This window comes from Tenacibaculum lutimaris (assembly GCF_003610735.1).
Classification (GTDB): domain Bacteria; phylum Bacteroidota; class Bacteroidia; order Flavobacteriales; family Flavobacteriaceae; genus Polaribacter; species Polaribacter lutimaris.
The window spans coordinates 30,705-50,270 of record NZ_RAQM01000014.1 but is presented as its reverse complement, the minus strand read 5'-3'; the positions used below and the strand labels follow the sequence as shown (position 1 = coordinate 50,270).

17 protein-coding genes and 1 pseudogene are annotated in these 19,566 nt (G+C 30.7%); 7 read left to right on the top strand and 11 right to left on the bottom strand.

All coding sequences use genetic code 11. The annotated features are described in order from the left end of the window. Positions 1-1,787 (bottom strand): annotated as a pseudogene (locus tag C8N26_RS13410) (hypothetical protein); the annotation flags it as partial. Positions 1,788-2,194: 407 nt separating this feature from the next. Between C8N26_RS13410 and mnmE the strand changes: the two are divergent. Continuing rightward, positions 2,195-3,589, top strand: coding sequence for a tRNA uridine-5-carboxymethylaminomethyl(34) synthesis GTPase MnmE (gene mnmE, locus C8N26_RS13405; RefSeq protein WP_120187698.1), 1,395 nt, complete (start codon positions 2,195-2,197; stop codon positions 3,587-3,589). Positions 3,590-3,745: 156 nt separating this feature from the next. On the opposite strand, the gene C8N26_RS13400 is transcribed toward mnmE, so the two are convergent. The 10 genes from C8N26_RS13400 to C8N26_RS13355 form a co-directional block, all read right to left on the bottom strand. Then, positions 3,746-5,026: a hypothetical protein gene (locus C8N26_RS13400; protein ID WP_120187697.1), complete on the bottom strand. Its 1,281-nt coding sequence runs from the start codon at positions 5,024-5,026 to the stop codon at positions 3,746-3,748. 14 nt (positions 5,027-5,040) lie between these two features. Continuing rightward, positions 5,041-5,334 carry a DUF7677 family protein gene (locus C8N26_RS13395; RefSeq protein ID WP_120187696.1) on the bottom strand — a complete coding sequence of 98 codons (294 nt, stop codon included), beginning with the start codon at positions 5,332-5,334 and terminating at the stop codon, positions 5,041-5,043. A gap of 4 nt (positions 5,335-5,338) precedes the next feature. Continuing rightward, on the bottom strand, positions 5,339-6,631 hold the full coding sequence (locus C8N26_RS13390) for a PA3715 family protein (protein WP_120187695.1): 1,293 nt from the start codon (positions 6,629-6,631) through the stop codon (positions 5,339-5,341). After that, a complete protein-coding gene (locus tag C8N26_RS13385) occupies positions 6,628-7,242 on the bottom strand; it encodes a hypothetical protein (RefSeq protein ID WP_147418514.1) in 615 nt (204 codons plus the stop codon). Before C8N26_RS13385 ends, C8N26_RS13390 begins: the two co-directional genes overlap by 4 nt. Positions 7,243-7,254: 12 nt before the next feature. After that, positions 7,255-7,596 carry a hypothetical protein gene (locus C8N26_RS13380; protein ID WP_028891141.1) on the bottom strand — a complete coding sequence of 114 codons (342 nt, stop codon included), beginning with the start codon at positions 7,594-7,596 and terminating at the stop codon, positions 7,255-7,257. 12 nt (positions 7,597-7,608) lie between these two features. Then, on the bottom strand, positions 7,609-8,553 hold the full coding sequence (locus C8N26_RS13375; RefSeq protein ID WP_028891140.1) for a hypothetical protein: 945 nt from the start codon (positions 8,551-8,553) through the stop codon (positions 7,609-7,611). 103 nt (positions 8,554-8,656) lie between these two features. Next, positions 8,657-9,532: an Lcl domain-containing protein gene (locus tag C8N26_RS13370; RefSeq protein ID WP_120187693.1), complete on the bottom strand. Its 876-nt coding sequence runs from the start codon at positions 9,530-9,532 to the stop codon at positions 8,657-8,659. Positions 9,533-9,561: 29 nt separating this feature from the next. Then, on the bottom strand, positions 9,562-10,128 hold the full coding sequence (locus C8N26_RS13365; RefSeq protein WP_120187692.1) for a hypothetical protein: 567 nt from the start codon (positions 10,126-10,128) through the stop codon (positions 9,562-9,564). Positions 10,129-10,257: 129 nt separating this feature from the next. Next, the gene (locus tag C8N26_RS13360; RefSeq protein ID WP_028891136.1) at positions 10,258-10,995 is read right to left on the bottom strand and encodes a LytR/AlgR family response regulator transcription factor; all 738 of its coding nucleotides are present in this window, start codon (positions 10,993-10,995) and stop codon (positions 10,258-10,260) included. Continuing rightward, positions 10,970-13,180, bottom strand: a complete 2,211-nt coding sequence (locus tag C8N26_RS13355) for a tetratricopeptide repeat-containing sensor histidine kinase (protein ID WP_120187691.1) — start codon at positions 13,178-13,180, stop codon at positions 10,970-10,972. Before C8N26_RS13355 ends, C8N26_RS13360 begins: the two co-directional genes overlap by 26 nt. A gap of 439 nt (positions 13,181-13,619) precedes the next feature. On the opposite strand from C8N26_RS13355, the gene C8N26_RS13350 reads away from it, so the two are divergent. The 6 genes from C8N26_RS13350 to C8N26_RS13325 all read left to right on the top strand — a co-directional run bounded on the left by C8N26_RS13350 (position 13,620) and on the right by C8N26_RS13325 (position 19,503). Further along, entirely contained in the window at positions 13,620-14,003 is a 384-nt protein-coding gene (locus tag C8N26_RS13350) for a GreA/GreB family elongation factor (protein WP_028891134.1), read from the top strand. Between the two features lie 178 nt (positions 14,004-14,181). Then, positions 14,182-14,979: a hypothetical protein gene (locus C8N26_RS13345; protein WP_120187690.1), complete on the top strand. Its 798-nt coding sequence runs from the start codon at positions 14,182-14,184 to the stop codon at positions 14,977-14,979. Positions 14,980-15,003: 24 nt separating this feature from the next. Continuing rightward, on the top strand, positions 15,004-15,999 hold the full coding sequence (locus C8N26_RS13340) for a metal-dependent hydrolase (protein ID WP_120187689.1): 996 nt from the start codon (positions 15,004-15,006) through the stop codon (positions 15,997-15,999). Positions 16,000-16,259: 260 nt separating this feature from the next. After that, positions 16,260-16,613, top strand: a complete 354-nt coding sequence (locus tag C8N26_RS13420; protein WP_147418513.1) for a hypothetical protein — start codon at positions 16,260-16,262, stop codon at positions 16,611-16,613. Further along, positions 16,613-17,053 carry a hypothetical protein gene (locus C8N26_RS13330; RefSeq protein WP_120187687.1) on the top strand — a complete coding sequence of 147 codons (441 nt, stop codon included), beginning with the start codon at positions 16,613-16,615 and terminating at the stop codon, positions 17,051-17,053. The genes C8N26_RS13420 and C8N26_RS13330 overlap by 1 nt, the downstream gene beginning before the upstream one ends. 107 nt (positions 17,054-17,160) lie before the next feature. Beyond that, complete coding sequence (locus C8N26_RS13325) at positions 17,161-19,503, top strand: FdhF/YdeP family oxidoreductase (protein WP_120187686.1); 2,343 nt, start codon at positions 17,161-17,163, stop codon at positions 19,501-19,503. Positions 19,504-19,566 lie beyond the last annotated feature (63 nt).

The window sequence follows — 19,566 nt, the reverse complement described above, 5'->3', positions numbered from 1 at the left end:
TCTTTCGTAATATCATTTCCACACTCGTCCGTTAACGTAAAGGTTACAGTTTCTGAGCCTGTTCCTCCACATAAATCACTTAAACCGGTACTGTTATGAGTTACTATAGCTGTTCCACAACTATCACTTCCACTAAAGCTTGCTAACCAATCACTAAATGCTTGTGCATTTGTCGATGGATCACACTCTACACTTGTCATATCCATTGGCTCATTTACCCATACTGGATCTGTAGTATCTACTATTGTAATTACCATTGAATCTGTTCCTGTTTTACCACAAGTATCTGTTACAGTAAACGTTCTTGTAACTGTAGTTATACATCCATCATCAGAACTAATCGCATCTATATAAGTTATACTTGCTATTGTTCCATCATCTGAAGCTATATAACCTGTTGTATAAAAACTACCTTTTATATCCGAAGATTCAGATAAACTAAAAGGATACCTAGCATTAAGACTTGTAATATCATTTTCATCACACCCCTCAATGCCTAACGCTTCTGGAACACTTATTACAGGATCTTCATCATCATTTGATACTAAGGTAATAGAATCTACTTCTTGACAACCATTGGCATCAGTAACGGTAACTGTATAAGTCCCCTCTGTTAACCCACTAAGGTCTTCTGTAGTTGCTCCTGTATTCCATAAGTAAGTATAATCTGCTGTTCCTCCTGACACTGTCAAATCAATAGCTCCATCACTTCCTCCACAACTTAAATCACTTCCTAAAAGAGAAAGAGATAATATTGGTGGTTCTGTTATAGTAACATCCGCTAGTGCTATACAACCATTGGCATCAGTTACGATAACATTATGTGTTCCTACTCCTAAGCCACTTACGTCTTCTGTAGTGGCTCCCGTACTCCATAAATAGGTATAAGGAGCTTTTCCCCCTGTTACTGTTAAATCAGCTATACCATCATTAACTCCATTACAAGTAATATTCGTTCCAACAATAGCAGCTGTAGGAGTGCTATCAATCATAATATTTTTTGTTATTGAGTTTGTATCACCATCTTCATCTGTTACTGTTAACATGACCATTTTTGAACCCGCACTACTATAACCAACAAGATGAGGACCTTCTGTCGTTGCTATACTTGGAGAAGAATCTGTTCCAAAACTCCATTCATAAGTCAATACTCCATCTCCTCCTGTAGAAGTATTTGTAAATGTTACTCCTTGAAATCCACTACCATTAGCTCCACAATTATACTCGAATGTAAAATCGGGTGCAATAGGTGTTTGCACATCTATTGGTGGTAAATTTTCTCCTGAACATTTTGACGTTTGAACTGCACATCCAGGACCACCAGCACTACCTGGTGTTTGCCAAGAAATATATACATCTGTTAAGGTTAACTCCTCACCACATGTGTAATTCATTAACTCAAACATTTGATATATTCCTGGACTAATTGATCCTGGTATACCAATACTTATTTTATCGGTTCCTACATAAACATTTCCATCTTTATCTATTTTATCTGTACCATTCATTAAATAGAATTGCATATACAAATCTATTTTACTTGCTGCTTTAGAAATATCTAAATACAAATAAACATTAGAAAGAGGCTGTCCTACTGTACAAGTACTAATTGGATCTCCGTTTATATCTCCTATATAAACACTCCCTATCTCTACATCCTGGGCTCCGCAGCCAGAAATACTACAGGGACTTTGCATAGATACTGTTGTTTGTGAAAAAATATAATTCACACTAAACAACAATAAGGCAAGAATTAATTTTTTAAAATGAGTAGTTTTCATTCCCATACCTTTACTTTTTAATTAACTTTTTTTAATATTTCTCTAGACTTTTCTAGAAAACATATACTTATAAAAGTTTTAGTTTTACCTAAAACCATACGGGGATGGGGTAAATGGGGATGGGGTAATTAAGGGTTACGCACGTCCTAGTATTGCTTTTAACAATACTTCAATACACAAGGATGTCCAATAAATTTTAACTGAGGAAAATAAAATAATACTGATTGGGAATTGTATTATTTTGAGGGATTAACGTTTTTCAAGTTCTAAAAACTTTAAAGTAAAAGTACTGCTAATTTTTAGATTCAAAAAAATCAAATTAAAAAAAGGGGGATTTTCCTTTAGAGGCAAAGGAAAAAAACAGAATTAAAATATTTTAACAAAATTCTTTTATAATTAGGTAATTTTGCAACATGATACAAAACGATACAATTATTGCTTTAGCTACACCTGCGGGTGTTGGTGCCATTGCTGTTATTAGACTTTCTGGAGAAAAATCGATAAAAATTGTAGATTCATTTTTCTCTTCTATAAAAAAAAATAAATCATTATTAAATCAAAAATCTCACACCTTACATTTAGGTCATATTGTAAATAATGGAGTTGTTATTGATCAAGTTTTAGTATCTATTTTTAAAAATCCACACTCTTATACTGGTGAAGATGTAGTTGAGATTTCGTGTCATGGTTCTAGTTTTATTCAACAAGAAATCATTCAACTTTTCCTGCAAAATGGTTGTAGAATGGCTGATAATGGCGAATTTACCATGCGCGCTTTTTTAAATGGCAAGATGGACTTATCACAAGCGGAAGCTGTTGCTGATGTAATTGCTTCTAATTCTGCTGCTTCTCATCAAATGGCAATTCAGCAGATGCGTGGAGGTATCACCAATGAATTAAAAGAATTAAGAGCTCAACTATTAGATTTCGCTGCATTAATTGAGCTTGAACTAGATTTTTCTGGTGAAGATGTTGAGTTTGCTGATAGAACCAAATTTAAAGAATTGGTTGCTAAGATATCAGCTGTTTTAAAGCGTTTAATTGATTCTTTTGCTTTTGGAAATGCTATGAAAAATGGAATTCCTGTTGCTATTATTGGAGAACCTAACGTTGGTAAATCTACGTTGTTAAATGCCTTACTAAACGAAGAAAAAGCTATTGTATCCGATATTGCTGGTACTACTCGTGATGCTATTGAAGATGAACTAATTATTGATGGTGTTGTTTTCCGTTTTATAGATACTGCTGGTATTAGAGAAACTGAAGATGTTGTTGAAAATATAGGTATTAAAAAAGCCTATGAAAAAGCAGAAAATGCGCAACTAATTATCTTCTTAATTGATTCAAATAAATACATACATTCTAAAGAATTATTTCTAGAAGAAATTGATACAATACACCAACGTTTTCCCAACAAACGTTTATTAGTTATAGCCAATAAAATAGACACGTTATCTTGCCATGATTCCTCTATTTTACAATCAGATATTGAAAACTTAATTTTACTCTCTGCTAAACAAAATATTGGGATTGACGAGCTTAAAAAAGAGCTTATCTCATTAGTGAACACAGGAGCTTTAAGTAATAACGAAACTATTGTTACAAATTCACGTCACTTTGAAGCCCTAAACCATGCTTTAGAAAGTATTAACTCTGTTAAAAATGGTATTGAGTTAGATATCTCTTCTGACTTATTTGCTATTGATATTCGAGAATGTTTACGTCATTTAGGAAATATTACTGGTGAGTATGATGTTGATAAAGATATTTTAGGTCATATTTTTGGAAATTTCTGTATAGGGAAGTAAGAAACGAAAACAAAGGAAACCAAAAGAAACAAAACCCAACAATATCAATACATTAAGCTAATTTTTTCTCAATGACAGGTTTTCCCGCATAGTATTCTTCTATCATGTTCTTTATGAATTAGTTTTTTTTGCTTCTTGTATGGTCTTCCTTCTGTTTTAGTTTGTACATATTTTAGGTATATATGATTTAAGTTGCTTCTGAATTTCTGAATGTTGATTTTCTATATTATAATCATCATCTCCCTTTAATTTTATTTCAGTCTCATTATTTGAAGGCTTGCATATATAGCTATAGGTTTCCTCGTATTCTTTTGACAGAACTTCGTTAACAAACATTTCTACTTTAAAGGTTACTTCACTAAAATTGTTGTTAGTTACAATTTTGTTTTCTGTATAGATCATTGCGCAACCAGAACCACAGGAAATAACAAAAGAATTATTTGCTCTTCTTTCTGAATCTACTAAAATTATTCCTTCTGAATTATATTTAAAGATATCTGTTGTGATGTAACGAATTACACTACTCTCTCGGACATTTATAACCTTAACTTTATAAGTGATTGTTATTATTTGATTTTGAGTATTTGTTTCCAATAAAATTTCATCAAATGTTGATTGCATCGTAGCGCCATTTGGTATTGTGGTACAGCGTTTCAATTTTTCTATCGACACAGAATCTTTTGAAAACCATTGGTTTAAAAAGTCTAAATGTCTGTCGGAACATTGGTAACCTAAATCTAAATAAGTGAGCAGTTTACACTCTAAGTTGCTTCTGCTTTCATTAGGATTTCTTCCATCCCATTCGCATTCATTCCCCACAAAGGTAACGACATACCCTAAAGCCGCTCTTTCGGGTTGAGTAATATTTTTTTGATACTCTTTATTCAGAACAATGGTGTTAATATCTGTTTTTAATTCTTCGTCATACACCGTATCCCGCCATAAAATTTTTATGCTATTATTATCAGATATACTTGAACTTATTTTGTTAAATGAAACTAAATACGGTTTTAAGTATGTTATATCTTCATCGCCCGCTTCTTGCAAAATTTTCAATTCCCATTTTATGGAAATTGTATCTCCTTTCACTAATTCATTTATCGGAATATCATAATACATTATTTGTACAGTATCCTTGTTTTTTTTAGCTAAAAAATACCAATAATCATAATTATCATCGTAACTTAAAAAAGTTACAGTATCGTTATAAATTGTTTTGAGTTCTAATTGTTCATCTGGCCTTAAACGGCTTTTAAAACTACCAAGAGTCTTACTTTCTTCTTCTGAAGACTTTATAATATCTTTATTATCTGCTTCTACTTTAAACACTGTATTGATTTCTGTTTTTACAGGTTTTTCAGATGTATTTTTACAAGAGGCTAAATAAAGACTCAGTAAAATAGCCAGTAAAAAAAGTGGTGTAATTTTATTTTTCATATTTTTTTTTAAAATTAATGTAACTCTAATTCCCAGTCTTCGTATGGAGGCATTACTTTAAAATTAGGGTCACAATACGAACGGATATAATCTACCGCTCTTTTTTCGGCATGCTTTGCATTGAGTACTTCTCCATTTTCATCCAGCTCTATGACATTGGCAAAAATGGCAAAGGCTTGTTCAATTGCACTGGGCTCTTCGCCATAAAGTTTTAGATAATCAACACCTTTTAACAGGTAGTGTGTACCACTTGCCATAAAATATGCAAAGGTTCTAAGTGCTCCGCTAAATGATTCGCTTAGTTTCATGTGTTTATTTATAGGTTTTACCATCAAATTTTAGCACCGATGTTTTGGTAGTGATGGTATCTTTACTTTTACAATCTCCATTTTCATCTTCAAAAGCTATATTATTGGTGATTTTATGTTTTACTAAAATATCAAAATAACCATTGTTTTTTTCTTCTGAAATAATGAGTGTTCTTTTTTCGGTTATAAATTCACCATGACAATTACCATCCCATTCACCTCCATTGTCTATTATTTCAAAATTATGTAGGACTTTCTGCAAATTGTTATTAGCTATTATAAACAAGGAAAGACTTTCATTTTCATAAGGATTTACACGTGAACTACCAACAAAATGAGTCTTAACTCCAAAAGCACGTTCATTTTCCGTAATGGTATAAGGTGCAGTATCTATAACTATTTCTGTTAGCATTATAGCATCTGAGGTCCAGCCGTTTGTTTCAGCACTTTCAAAATAGTGAAATAAAACCTGCCTGTTTTCTATATTAACGTAGGCAATATGTGTGTTGAGTGTAAAATAATGTTCTTCTTCACTTCCTTCAACAATTTCAGGAATAACTACAATCGCTTCGTTCGGACGGTTGGGCAGAGTTTTAAAAGCCTGCAAGCTTGGTATTAGTTTTGATTTGTCTATGTTTAATTCATCTATTACCAACTCATAGAATATATCACTGAGGCCTAACATTCTAAATTTTCCGTTGGGTTCAATTTTAACATAACCCGTTTCTTTGCTTACTTTATATTGATAGTTGATGGTAATGCGATCTGTTTCTATTGTTGATTTTGTTCTCATCCAATCTTCCGTTTTTGAGTCATAGGCAACCATTTCTGAAGCAATGACATTGCCTTCTAAATCATAGTTGATAAGTTTCGATTCTATTTCCTCATCGCTTTGTAATGCTGTTATCATAACGGTATAAAAACCTTTAGATAATTTTAATCGATATGCATCAATAATACGGTAATTAGATTTGAGTTTTTCCCAATTTTTATAAACCTTAGCAAGCTGCAATGCTTCGGTATTTATGTTTTGATAATCACCCTTATCTATAAGGTTATCAAACGAAGTGCTATCAACCAAAGGAACCGTTTTTAATTTCAGCTTCAATAGTTCTTCTTTAAAGGTTGTAGTAACATGTTCTGATGGTTGGGCTACAGCTTCAATTTCGTCAGCTACTGTTTCTACAGCATTTTCTATTTCTTGTTTTTCTATTGCTCCTTTTGCAGATGTTTTTTCTTTATTGCTTTTTACGCAAGCGAGAAGTAGAAATGTTATCAGTAGATAGCTATATCTCATTTTAAGTTTATTTTTTTTTGTAATATAATGGTATCTATTTTTACAACATCACCTTTTTCATAATACTCCAATAGACCATAATGTTGTGTACTGTCATTTTTATAAAGACGGATATTGAAAATGGCTAGTTTTTCATTCTGATACATGCTCAAATCTTCTACCGAAAAACCACCTAAATCTTCTTCATGGTCTATAAAATAGGTAGTACCGTAATCTTGAAATATAGATAGTCTGGAACTTTTGGAATAGTTATAAAAAGCTAACGCTGCGTAAGGTGCTTTGTGTGTATTTTCTATGTATTTTTTTCCATTGTCTATAAAATTGAGGTCTATTTTTTCGACAACTATTTTTTTAATGATATTGTTTAAAGAATCTCGGTTTTTAATCTCATTTTTTACCAAATATAAATTAGGATATACGTTGGATTGAATGAATTCCATTTTTACAAAAAACAACTGGTAAATAGTAACGCTAACAATTGTGACAAACAGTATTGATACCACACCTACAACTCTTCCTTTTCTTGCAATAACCCATTTTACAATTTTGTAACTCAGGAATAGGACTATACCAAAAAGTAAAATGAGAAAGAAGATAAATACTATTTCCATTTGTAATTTTGTTTAAATTACATCAATTACTTTTTCTAATATATAATGTATGGCTGCAACTACAATGGTAATTGTAAGAAGAGATCCAAATCGTACAATAATTAATTTATCTTTCTTTTTAAATCTCTTTTTTAGGTAAAAAAAATCTACAAGAATAAACAAGAAAGCAATTACGAATCCAACTACCAATCCGACATGAAACAAACCCCAATTGTAAAAAAGATGGAATAAATATCCTAATCCTTCCTTAGATACATTATTCGGACCTAAAACAATTCGCATATACCCTATACCTAACAATAAAGAAAGGCTTGTCCAAATTAGATAAGTAAGTAATTGTTTTAGGTATTTCATTTTATTTTTAATTTAATCTTCTAAATAAGGTAATGCCATTTTTTTATAATATGCTTCATATTCAGTCATACCTAAATTACTAGCTGTCCAGTATAATATTTTATACAATTCATATCTGTACAGGTTATTGTTTTCAATAGGAGCTGCCTTAACCTCAGTCATTAATTGTTCTATTTTACCATCAGAATCTTGATAATCATGAAAATAATTTAAATCAAAATAATATTTAGCTAATATTAATTGTTGAATAAAAGGAGACCATTCATTTATATGGTTTAAATAATTTTCATATTCCTCAACAGTTGCTCCCCATTTAGGCGATACAAACTCTAAATAATTTTTATGAAGCTCTACATCTTCCGGAAACTCACTTATAACATCTTCAAAAAGCTGATGCACATATTGTCTATTTGCATCAATAGCTTTATAAATGGTTAGCAAACAGGCAACAGCATTGGCTTTAAAAATGCTATTTTTATTATTAACTTCTATTAAAATAGCTTCGGCCTTTTTTAAGTGCTTTTTAAAAGACACTAGCTTTTCATTAGATACACTGTCAATAGTTCCTCTCCCTCTTATTCCCCAAGCTTTATGAATTAATTGATATCCTTTTATAATTTTGGGTAAATCATTATATGGTTCTTTATTAATCCATTCATCACTTGTCTTAATATCTCCATATTGACCTAAACTTTCAAAAGCAAATGAACGTTCGCTTGAATTCATGCTCTTTAAAGTTTGTTCTATGTTACTAAACTGTTTTTTATTAAAGAAAGTTATTATTTCTTTTAGTTTGGGATTATTTAAATGTGCTTGATTTTTAAATTTATACTTACCTATTCTATTTATTAAATTATCTATAGGACTAAAGATGCCATATTTATCTAAAAAGTATAAGATTCCAAATCCTACTAAGATCCATTTTACCAGTGGGTATTCATTAAAAAAGTTTATCATAATTGTCAAGAGTTAAAAATTTAAAAGGAAATGAAAAATCGTATAAATTAAATTTGGTGAAAATATTTTATTTATACGATTTTTTTATAATTAGAGTGTTACATTAAAAATCAGTCCAAGCTCTAACAGCCCTCACATTTAAATTATTAATTCCTTTACCGAATCCTTGTGGACTATTATATCCATCTGAAAATCTAAGAATCCTAGCTGAATCATTACTAGATTCAGTACTACTCCAATAAGCGGAGGACCAGTAAGCCGTTTCTTCAAGCGCAGTTCCCGAATTTTGAAGACAAGTTGTATTAATAATTTCTTTATTATTATAAATTTCTTGCAATTCACCAATACTTGGTAAAAACCAATCATCATAATTATTTAAACTTAAATCATTACAAATTTGTGCCGCATAAGAACCAACTCCTTGAACATTTACAATAGCTGTAGTATTTACTTGTCCTGTCCCAATTTCTAATGCTGTAGCACCTGTACTAACATTTGTACCATTATACCATCTAATTCCTAGACTTTGGTCGCTTACAGCACAAACCAACCCTTCATCTCCAGATGTATTTACCCAAAATATAACACCTCCAAATTTATACTCACCAACTTCGTGTTTGTCTTCTAAATTTATGGTTACTGTAGCGGTATTTTGAGCTTTATCTGCAGCAATAATTGCTGTAATTATAGGATTTGTTTCAAAGTCAAATAAGCTAGCATCTGCTACGGTTAATTCTCCTGTATTTTCATTTATCTCAAGAGCTCCGCTTGGTGTTTGTGAAGTAATATTAAACGTTAAAGATACGTTATTATCACTTTCAATCGTTCCTACAACCTGTCCAACCGTAGGGTTTTCATCTATTGTAACCTCTAAATTTTGAAGATTAATAACGATTGGATCATCATCTTTACTACAACTATAAGTTATTATTAATAATGTAAGAAATAATGTTTTGGTAAATTTGATTGCGCTTTTCATATTATTTTAATTTTTGAGTTTACAGTGTTTTAATAATCCATCTCGATAAAATCTCCGTTTAATTTATATCGGAAGGTAAATGTTGTGCCTCCGTTTTCAGGATTCAACATCACAACATATTCAGTTTTAGTGGTGTTTCCATTTTTTGGAAACTTGATATACGCCATGTTTAAAACAGGATTATCTATACCTTTTTCAGCAGTTAATTGAGTGCTCGATTTTTCAACCAACTCACCTAATTTAGACAAGTTGATATTGTTGTTTAGCTGAAACATAAAGTCTGCGGCTTTACTTCCTTGAGGCACTTCTAATGAAATTTCTGAGTTTTGTTTCCAGTTACCTTGTGCTTGATTCCATTGTCCCATTTTTAGAGATTCAGGTGCTGTGGTAACGGTTACTCCAATAATATTTCCTATTGACTTATTATGAGTAATTGTTAAATCTGTATAATATGCCTTATTACCAAATTCGTTTTTGAGTTCTTTTTCTATAGCAGCAAATCCTTCTTTATTGGCTGCTTGCTTACTTGTCGATTTTCCGCAAGAAACTAACGAAGTAAATATTGCAATGATTGCTATAAGTTTTAATACTTTCATTTTCGTGTTTTTTTATTATTACACACTAAAAGTATATAGCAAAAGTGAAATAGGAAATAGAAGATCTATTTCTGGAGTTTTTGAATAAATAAACGTGATACTTTACAGAATATTCGAAAAAGCAATAACTTAATTATTTGTCCAGTTTAAGAAAGTGTTTAAAAACTGTTCTTTTTTTCGAGAAGACACTGGTATTTTTTTACCATTTTTTAGATGAATAACCCCCGACTTGTCGTACTTATCTATGAATTTTAAATTGACCATATACGATTGATGTGGACGTGTAAAATTAGCATTACAAAGACGTTCTTCAAACTCTTTTAAGGTTTTTGAAGCCAAGTATTTTTTATTATCATTACAATAAAATGTAGTATATCCTTTGTCTGATTCACAAAACAATAGTTCGTTTAAGTCAATTACCTGAAAACTATCTTGTAAAGACAAAATCAGTTTTGATTCTTCATTATTCCAAGCTTGTTTAGCAATTTGTACTTGTTGTTTTTGTTGAATTATTGGAAGTTGAGTAATTTTTTTAAGCGCTATTTCTAATTCATCTATATCAACGGGTTTTAATAAATAATCTACAGCTCCAATCTTTAAAGCACGTAGAGCATGCTCTTCATAAGCAGTGATAAAGATTACTTTAAAATCGAGGTTTTCTGTTTGCTCTAAAAAATCAAATCCCGTACCATCAGTAAGGTTAATATCTAAAAAAACCAACTCAGGTTTACAGGCATTGGCTACCACAACCGCTTCTTTTACAGATTCGCATTCACCCAATACTGTTATTTCTGTATCCAGTAACTGTAATAGGTTTTGTAAACCTTTCCTAATATATTCTTTATCCTCTATTATTAATGTTTTCACTACTTTCAATGATTATATAAGGGATTGTCAAAGTAACAATAGTTCCTTGTTCGTTATATTTTTTCCTGTCTTCTACAGTAACAGAACCTTTCTTTTTAAAGTCTTTTGATAGTATTTGTAATCGTTCTGATGTAATAGCTGTTGATAATGATTTCTTATCTTGATTTTTTCCCTCTTTCAAATAATCTACACCTACTCCGTTATCTTTAATAACACAAATTAATTCTTCATTTGAATAAGTAAGTTTTATATTAATAGTTTTATTTCCTGTCTGGTTCACAAAAGCATGCTCTATAGCATTTTCTACAAATGGCTGAATAAGCATTGGAGGAATTTTAAAGATAGATGTATTAATACTGTCTTCTACAGAAATAGTATAAGCATATGATTCGTTTTCTAAATTTTGAAGCGCTAAATAGTTTTCTACAGCAATTAATTCTTGAGAAAGTAACACGGTTCTATCTCTAGAGTTTTCTAAAATGGTTCGGAGTAATTTTGAAAATTTAGATAAATAAGAAACCGATTTTTTCTGCTCTTTATTCAAAATCATGCCTTGTAAAACTGAAAGTGAATTAAAAATAAAATGAGGAGTCATTTGCGAACGCAATAGCTTTTGCTCTATAACTACATTTTGTGTTTTTGATTTTTGATTCCTCAGTTTTAAGAGTAGAATGATGATACCTAAAGCCAAGGTTATAATTAAAAAAGCAACAACCCCCAAAAACAGATTTCGTTGTGACTTTTTTAAATTTTGAGAAGTATCAAGTACTGTTTTAGTTAATTTTAACTCTCGAAGACTAGCAGAATCCAAAGCTTGTTTATATTTATACTCGTATTCTAATTGGGTAATTTTTTCAATATTTTCTTTATTGAAAATACTATCATTTAACTTTTTAAATTCTTGATGACTTTCGAAAGCTTTTTGGTATTGCCCTGTATTTTGATAAACTTCAGAAAGTATGTCTGATGCTGTTTTTTGAGGTTCTAACAAGTCTAATTCTTTGGCTATCTGTTGACCTTGCAAAGCAAAATTAAGCGCTTGCAAATAAAACTTTTCATGTAAGTAAGTTTCTGCAATACCTAAAAAGCTAGCAGATAAAATACGTTTGTTTTCTGTTGTTTTACTTATGTTTTTTGCATTTATGTAATTTTTACGAGCAGCTATTGGTTTACCAAGTTTTAAATAGACATTTCCAATATTGATGTAGGTTATTGAAGTATGCTTTAAATCATTAATTTCTTGACTTACTTGCAAAGATTCACTAAAATATTCAATAGCTTTTAAATACTCCTTCTTGTAAAAATAAACATTGCCGATATTACTCTTATTAACCGATATAAGCTTCTTATTTTCAGTTTTATGAGATAAGCTCAAAGACTCATAAAGATGTTGTAATGCTTTATCATATTTTTTTATAGAAATATACGTTTCACCCAAATTATTATGCATTCTAGCCATACCTAATATATTTCCTGTCCTTTTATCGTAATCAAGACTTTTATTAAAATTATCGATAGCTAATGGGTAATTACCTTGCACTTTATAAACGACTCCTAAATTGCTATGAACATAAGAAATACCATCTTCATCATTAATAACTTCACTAATAATAAGTGCATCCTTATAGTTGGAAATAGCATCATTGTAATTTCCAATTTCCGAATATACATTTCCAGTATTTATAAGAGTTGTGACAATTTCTCTTTTATTGTTTAGCTCCCTATAAATTTTGGTTGCATTTTGATAATTTTTTATAGCTTCATCATACCTGGATAAATCGTAATTGGTAATTCCGAAAGCTACATACACATCAGCAACTCTTTTTTTGTCTTGAATAATTTCGTAATACTTAAGCGATCTATTAAAAAAATGTAAGCTTTCTGTGTAATTAGCTTTTACATTCTCAAGCATCCCTTTTAAATAATAAACACGAGCCTTCCCCTTTTCATAATTTAAAATAGTGCTTAGGCTATCAGCTTCATTTAGGTAACGATCGGTTGCACCAATATCCTTTCTAAAATTAGCACGCGACAAATCATATAATAAATTAACACGAGTAGTGTCATTAAATTTATAATTTTCTAATTCAATTTTAAGGCTATCTATTTTTTTGTTTTGAGCCTTAATATTTATAATAAAAATGAAGAAAACAAATAGTGTAAGAATATACTTGATGAATTTCATAAAATTTTTATAGCTGGTTTATAGCAAAATAGCGAAGTTAAATCTAGTAAAATTAATTTAATAGATTTTAACTGATAATTGTTTTAAGGTTCTATAAAGTAATTCTTAGTAAAACAACTTTAATTAGAGAACTTTAGTCCTACTTCTTTCAATACTCCTTTTTAATTCAATAAATAAGCGGTAAATTTGCACTTACCAAGTGTAAATGATACATGACTGCAATATTTACATTTCAAAAAAACTTTGCGCAAAAGCTTATTGCTTCGTTGCGTTACCTGCTTGATGATATATTTTTAAAAAATTCTAAAGAGTTTATTATTTAAGCCCTACCCACTTTAAAGGTAGGGACAACTTTAGTTTTAATTAATTTAAACTAAGTCCTAAGTGTTTTTCAATACTTAGCGATGGTTTATTTCTATTCATCAATAATTATAAAATAATGACAAAAAATATAATAGTAACTACAGGTATATATGATCTTATAAAAGACCACGTTAGAAGAAAAAAAGTAACTCTTGAAGAGGAAAACCGCTTACTAGCTGAATTAAAAGGTGCTAAACAAGTAAGACGAAGAGAACTTCCTGATGATGTTGTTACCGTAAACAGAAGAGTTTTAATTTTAGACCATTCAGACCAACAAGAAAAAGAATATATTTTTGTTTCTACAAATAAAACTAAACTTCAAAAAAGAAAATTCTCAATCCTTTCAGATATGGCTTTAGCTACAGTAGGATATAAGGTAGGAGATATTATCGATTGGCCTTTTAAAAAAGGAGAAAAAAGAATTGAAATTTTAAAAGTAACTCCTTTCGAGCAACTTTAAGTTTAAAGTTTATAACAAGGAGTTTTAAATTAGACTCCTTGTTTTAATTACATTTTCAATTTAGCCTAAAAACTTCAAATTTATAACGTTTTACTACGCTTATAAAACAGATTATTCTCCTTTCGCCAAGATTTATAATTTTACTATTTATTACTTAGTCTAGGCACAAATTATGTTTATGGAAAAAGAAAGAAAAATATTATTACAAGAAAAAAAATATCAATCTGTAGGAAAACTTACTACAAGTAAAATTATTGATCTTTTTATAGAAAGTGAAAACGAAGCTTTACTCCATAAGTTTCAAGGTCAATTTTACCCGTATCGTCATTATGATATTAATGCAACGCTAACAAAAGCTTTAAAAGGAATAGACAAGCAAAAAATTGTTGATGCTTATTTTCACGCCTCTAGATTAGGTATTATTACAAAAGTAAAAGAAAACAATTACCCTCTTTTCCTAAAAGGAATTGAAAAAACACTATCATCTCTTGGTGAGGGATATAATATTAATGTTTTAAGACCTAGTACAGTATATTTACTCTTTGGAGTAAACTCACTAAATGACATAGAAAACCTATACAATACAAAGTACAACGAATTTTTAGAAAACTTAAAATTTGTTACCAAGGTTAACTCGTATACTAGTTATCCTAGTTTACGAAAGAAGCTAAAAGTAACTCACTTTTTTGAAAACACAACCCTTTTAAAAAGAGCTCAGAAAATGACTCCTTTCTTTAATGAATTCAATTTTGAAATAGCGGGTGTGTTAGTTTTATTATTAGTTGACTCATCTGAAACTTCTAAAAAAGTTCTTTTTGAGTATCATAGCACAGATTTACCAAGAGAAACAGCGTGGACTCTCGGTAGTTTTTATAAAGATTTCTCAAATTCAGAAGCTAACAAACTACTTCTTAAAGACTTATACAAAAAGTATCCTAAAGAATGGATTGATAAATATTATAACTCTATTTACTAGTAGTTTTATAAGTATTTTTGCTTTATGGATTCACTTACACAAATTGTTCTTGGAGCAGCAGTTGGAGAAGCTGTATTAGGAAAAAAAGTTGGTAATAAAGCAATGCTTTATGGTGCTATCGCTGGTACAATTCCCGATTTAGATGTATATGTTGGAAAACTTTTCGATACTGTTACTGCTCTAGAAATACACAGAGGTTTTACACACTCTGTTTTTTTTGCAATTATTTTTGGGTGGATTTTCGGTTGGCTCATTTCCTTGTATGAGAAAAAAGCCTCCACAAAAGAATGGGCTTTACTCATGTTTTGGGGATTTATAACACATCCTATTCTGGATGCACATACCACTTGGGGAACTCAGCTCTTTTGGCCTCTCGACATACGATTAGCTTTTAAAAACATTTTTGTAATTGATCCTTTATACACGTTACCTTTCTTGGTATTTCTACTAATGGCAATGTTTCAACCTAAAGAAACAACAAAAAGAAGAAAGTACAACAATTTAGGACTTATTATTAGTAGTTCATATATGGCAATTACTATAATTATAAAAGGAATTACTTACACTAAATTTTCACATGCTTTAAAAGAACAAGGAATAGCTTATAAAGAAATAGAAACTAAACCTACACCTTTCAATACTATTTTATGGTCTGCGAATGTAGAAACTGACGATGCTTATCTAATAGGTTATTATTCTTTTTTTGACACCAAGCCCATCAAATTTTACTCATACCCTAAAAATCATCATTTATTAGATAATTATATAGATGATATTTCAGTAAAACGACTCATTAAAATTACCAAAGGTTGGTATACAGTTTCAGAAAAAGAAAATGTTATATATTTAAACGATTTACGTTTTGGATTGCTAAGTGTAGCTCCTAATTTTCAACAATTTGCTTTTAGCTTCGAAATAGCTGAAAAACATAATAAAGTAGTCATAAATGAAGTTCCTAGGAATCGTGAAAAAGCTAAACAATTATTAACAGATTTATGGGAAAGAATTAAAGGTAATTGATTGAATAGTCTCTGTATATATCATAAATTTGCAACTCTATTGTAAAGCATCATTACTCAGGTTTGAGACAAAAATATTTTCACTTTTTTTCAATCATTTTTTTAGTTCTTACTCAATTCGCATTTATTACTGCGCTATTATTAGAACATAAAAATGTTTTTATAGTAATATCGTTAACAACACTTATTACAGTACTCATAATTTACACTTATATAAAGTTTTTTAAAGTTAAAGAAGTAGATTTTGAACCTTTTTATGTAATGATTTTTGTTATAATTGGTGCACTACTTACAAGTTATTTACACCTTTTTACTCCTTTGAATTCTGTTTTGGCAGCAGCACTTATCGGAACTGTAGCTTCTTTTTTACCTGACTTGAATAAAAAGTCAAAGGTTTTACAGAATATTCCTAACGCTATGTATTGTGGTTGTTTTGTAGGAATGTCTCAAAAACATATTGTTATTGATTATAGCTTTATAATTATTGCAGGTATGATAGCTGGTGTCTTTTATATGTTTTCAAAAAATCTTTTTCATGGCGTTGGTGGTAAACTGGGCACCCTTGCTTTTGGTAGTGTCGTTATCTCATCATTATTACTTTTAATTCTCTCATAATGCTTACTACTATATCAATATACATAACAAGTATACTAGGAGCTTTTTTAACTTTTTTAGTAAGTACAAAATACAAACAAGGCCCTGTAAGAGCCTCTGCCCTATTAACTCTTATTGTTGCTGGCATATGCTTTCTTTTTCCTGAGTTATTTTCAGAAGAAATAACTAATCAAATTCCTTGGGTGTTTTTTGGAGCTTCTTTTGTTGGCATGACCTCTAGTAAACTTACTCGTAATTATATTTCAATTATTTTTGGCGGAGTTATTTTCGGGTTTATATATACGGTTAGTCCTGATTTTTTTAGTGGTTATGGAGGCACATTAGGAACAGCTGCTTGCATTTCTATCTTAGTTGTTATTGGAATAAACAATCTTATCCGACTTTCAATAGCTTCAAAAAAGAAAAAGAAGCTACTTAAAAAAGTTGTGCTTAAAAACTAATTCACTTTTAGGCTTAACTACTAAAACCAAATACAAAATCACTTCCCCCGCTTAAACCTCCTTTATTTTTTCTTAACTTTATGCTTCAAAGATTATAGAAAAAAACAATGGCCAACAAATCTAATAAACAAGGCGACAAACAACCTTCTGCTGAACCTCCTTACAAATTATTAAGCTTAAGAACTGGTAAACCAAAAGATTGGGCTGCGGGAATTCCTGGAGTTACAAACGCTATAAAGAGTTTAATAAACGATAAAGCTTTGGTTAGAGGAGGAAAAGCTTTGTTTAAAATGAATCAGTTTGATGGTTTTGATTGTCCTAGTTGTGGTTGGCCTGATCCAGATGATGAGCGATCACCTATTGCTGAATATTGCGAAAATGGTGCAAAAGCTATAGCTGAAGAAGCTACTAGTAAAAGAATTACTGCAGATTTTTTTAAACAAAATTCTATTTATGAGCTTTCTCAATTAACTGATTATGAAATTGGACATTTAGGTAGACTTTCTGAGCCTATGTACCTACCTAAAAATGGTACACATTATGAGCCTATTAGCTGGGACAATGCTTTTAATAAAATTGCCGAACACCTAAATAAATTAGAATCTCCTGATAATGCAGCTTTTTATACCTCAGGAAGAACTAGTAATGAAGCTTCGTTTGTGTATCAACTTTTTGTCCGTGAATTCGGAACCAACAATTTTCCTGATTGTTCTAATATGTGTCACGAAACCTCAGGTTTCACCTTAGCAGAAACAACAGGCATTGGAAAAGGAACTGCAACCTTAAACGATTTTTACGATACTGATATCGTAATGATTATTGGGCAAAACCCAGGAACAAACTCCCCACGAATGTTAAGCGCTCTTGAAAAAGGAAAAAAAAACGGGGCTAAAATCATTGCTGTTAACCCACTTCCCGAAGCTGGCTTAATGGGGTTTAGAGATCCTCAAAAAGTAAATGGTATTTTAGGAAAAGGGATCCAACTTGCCGATTTACATCTTCCTGTTAAAATTAATGGAGATTTAGCTCTCTTAAAAGCAATTGAACAATTACTATTACATTTTGAAAAAGAAACTCCTGGTAAAGTTTTCGATCAAGAATTTATCAAAAATAAAACAGTTGGTTATGAAGATTTAATTAAGCAAATTGAAAGCTATGATTTAGATGAATTAGCAAATGCATCTGGTGTTTTAAAAGAAGATATTCAAAAAGCTGCAGAAATGCTAGCTCATAAAAACCGAATTATTATTTGCTGGGGAATGGGACTTACGCAACAACCTAACGGTGTTGATATTTTAAAAGAAGTTCTTAACCTGTTATTCTTAAAAGGAAGTATTGGTAAGCCCGGAGCAGGTTCTTGCCCTGTACGTGGACATAGTAATGTACAAGGAAATAGAACGATGCTTATTAACCACAGTCCTTCTGTAGAGCAACTTGATAAATTACAAGAGGTTTTCGGCTTTAATCCACCAAGAAATAATGGTTATGATGTTGTGAATACCATAAAGGCTATGAATGAAGGAAAAATTAAAGTCCATTTTAGCATGGGTGGAAATTTCTTATCAGCAACTCCTGACACCACATATACTGCAAATGGAATGAGACAGCTTGATTTGTCTGTTTCTGTTTCAACTAAGTTAAACCGAACCCATTTGATTCATGGAAAAGAGGCTTTAATTTTACCTACTATTTCGAAAAGTGAAATTGATATCGTTAATGGTGAGCATCAGTATACAAGTGCTGAAAATGCCATGGGAATTGTAGAGTGGTCTAAAGGAGTATTAAAACCAATTTCTGACAAGCTTATCAACGAAACACACATTGTGTGCCATATGGCAAAAGCTACTTTAGGAAGTAAAAGTGTTATTGATTGGGATCGTTACATGAACAGTTATGATGCCGTAAGAGATGATATTGAAAAATGCATTCCCGGTTTTGAAAACTATAATGTTCGTGTAAAACAAAAAGGCGGATTCTACTTACCAAACGGTGCTCGTGAAGGAAACTTTAAAACAAAAGAATTCGGTGACCGTATTCCGTTTTCTATAACTAAATTACCTCAAAACATACTAGCCGACGATGAATATTTAATGGCTACTGTAAGAACACACGATCAGTTCAACACCACAATTTATGGATTAGATGATCGTTATCGCGGAGTTTATAACGAGCGTCGTGTAATTTTCATGAATAAAAAAGATATTGAAAAAGCAGGTTTTAAAATAGGTGATAAAGTAGATTTATTCAATTATGACAATAATATTGAGCGTGTTGCTCCATTATTTATTATAGTCGAATATCCTATTCCTGAAAAAAATACAGTTACATATTTCCCTGAAACTAATGTATTGGTATCTATTCACAATGTTGTAGCAGGAAGTAACATGCCAGCTTCTAAGCATGTCAAAATTAAAATTAAAAAACATAATCCTGACAATCTAACTAATTAGAAAAAACTCACCAGATATTCCTTAACTAACTAAAATCCTTGCTCTTAAACAAGGATTTTTTTT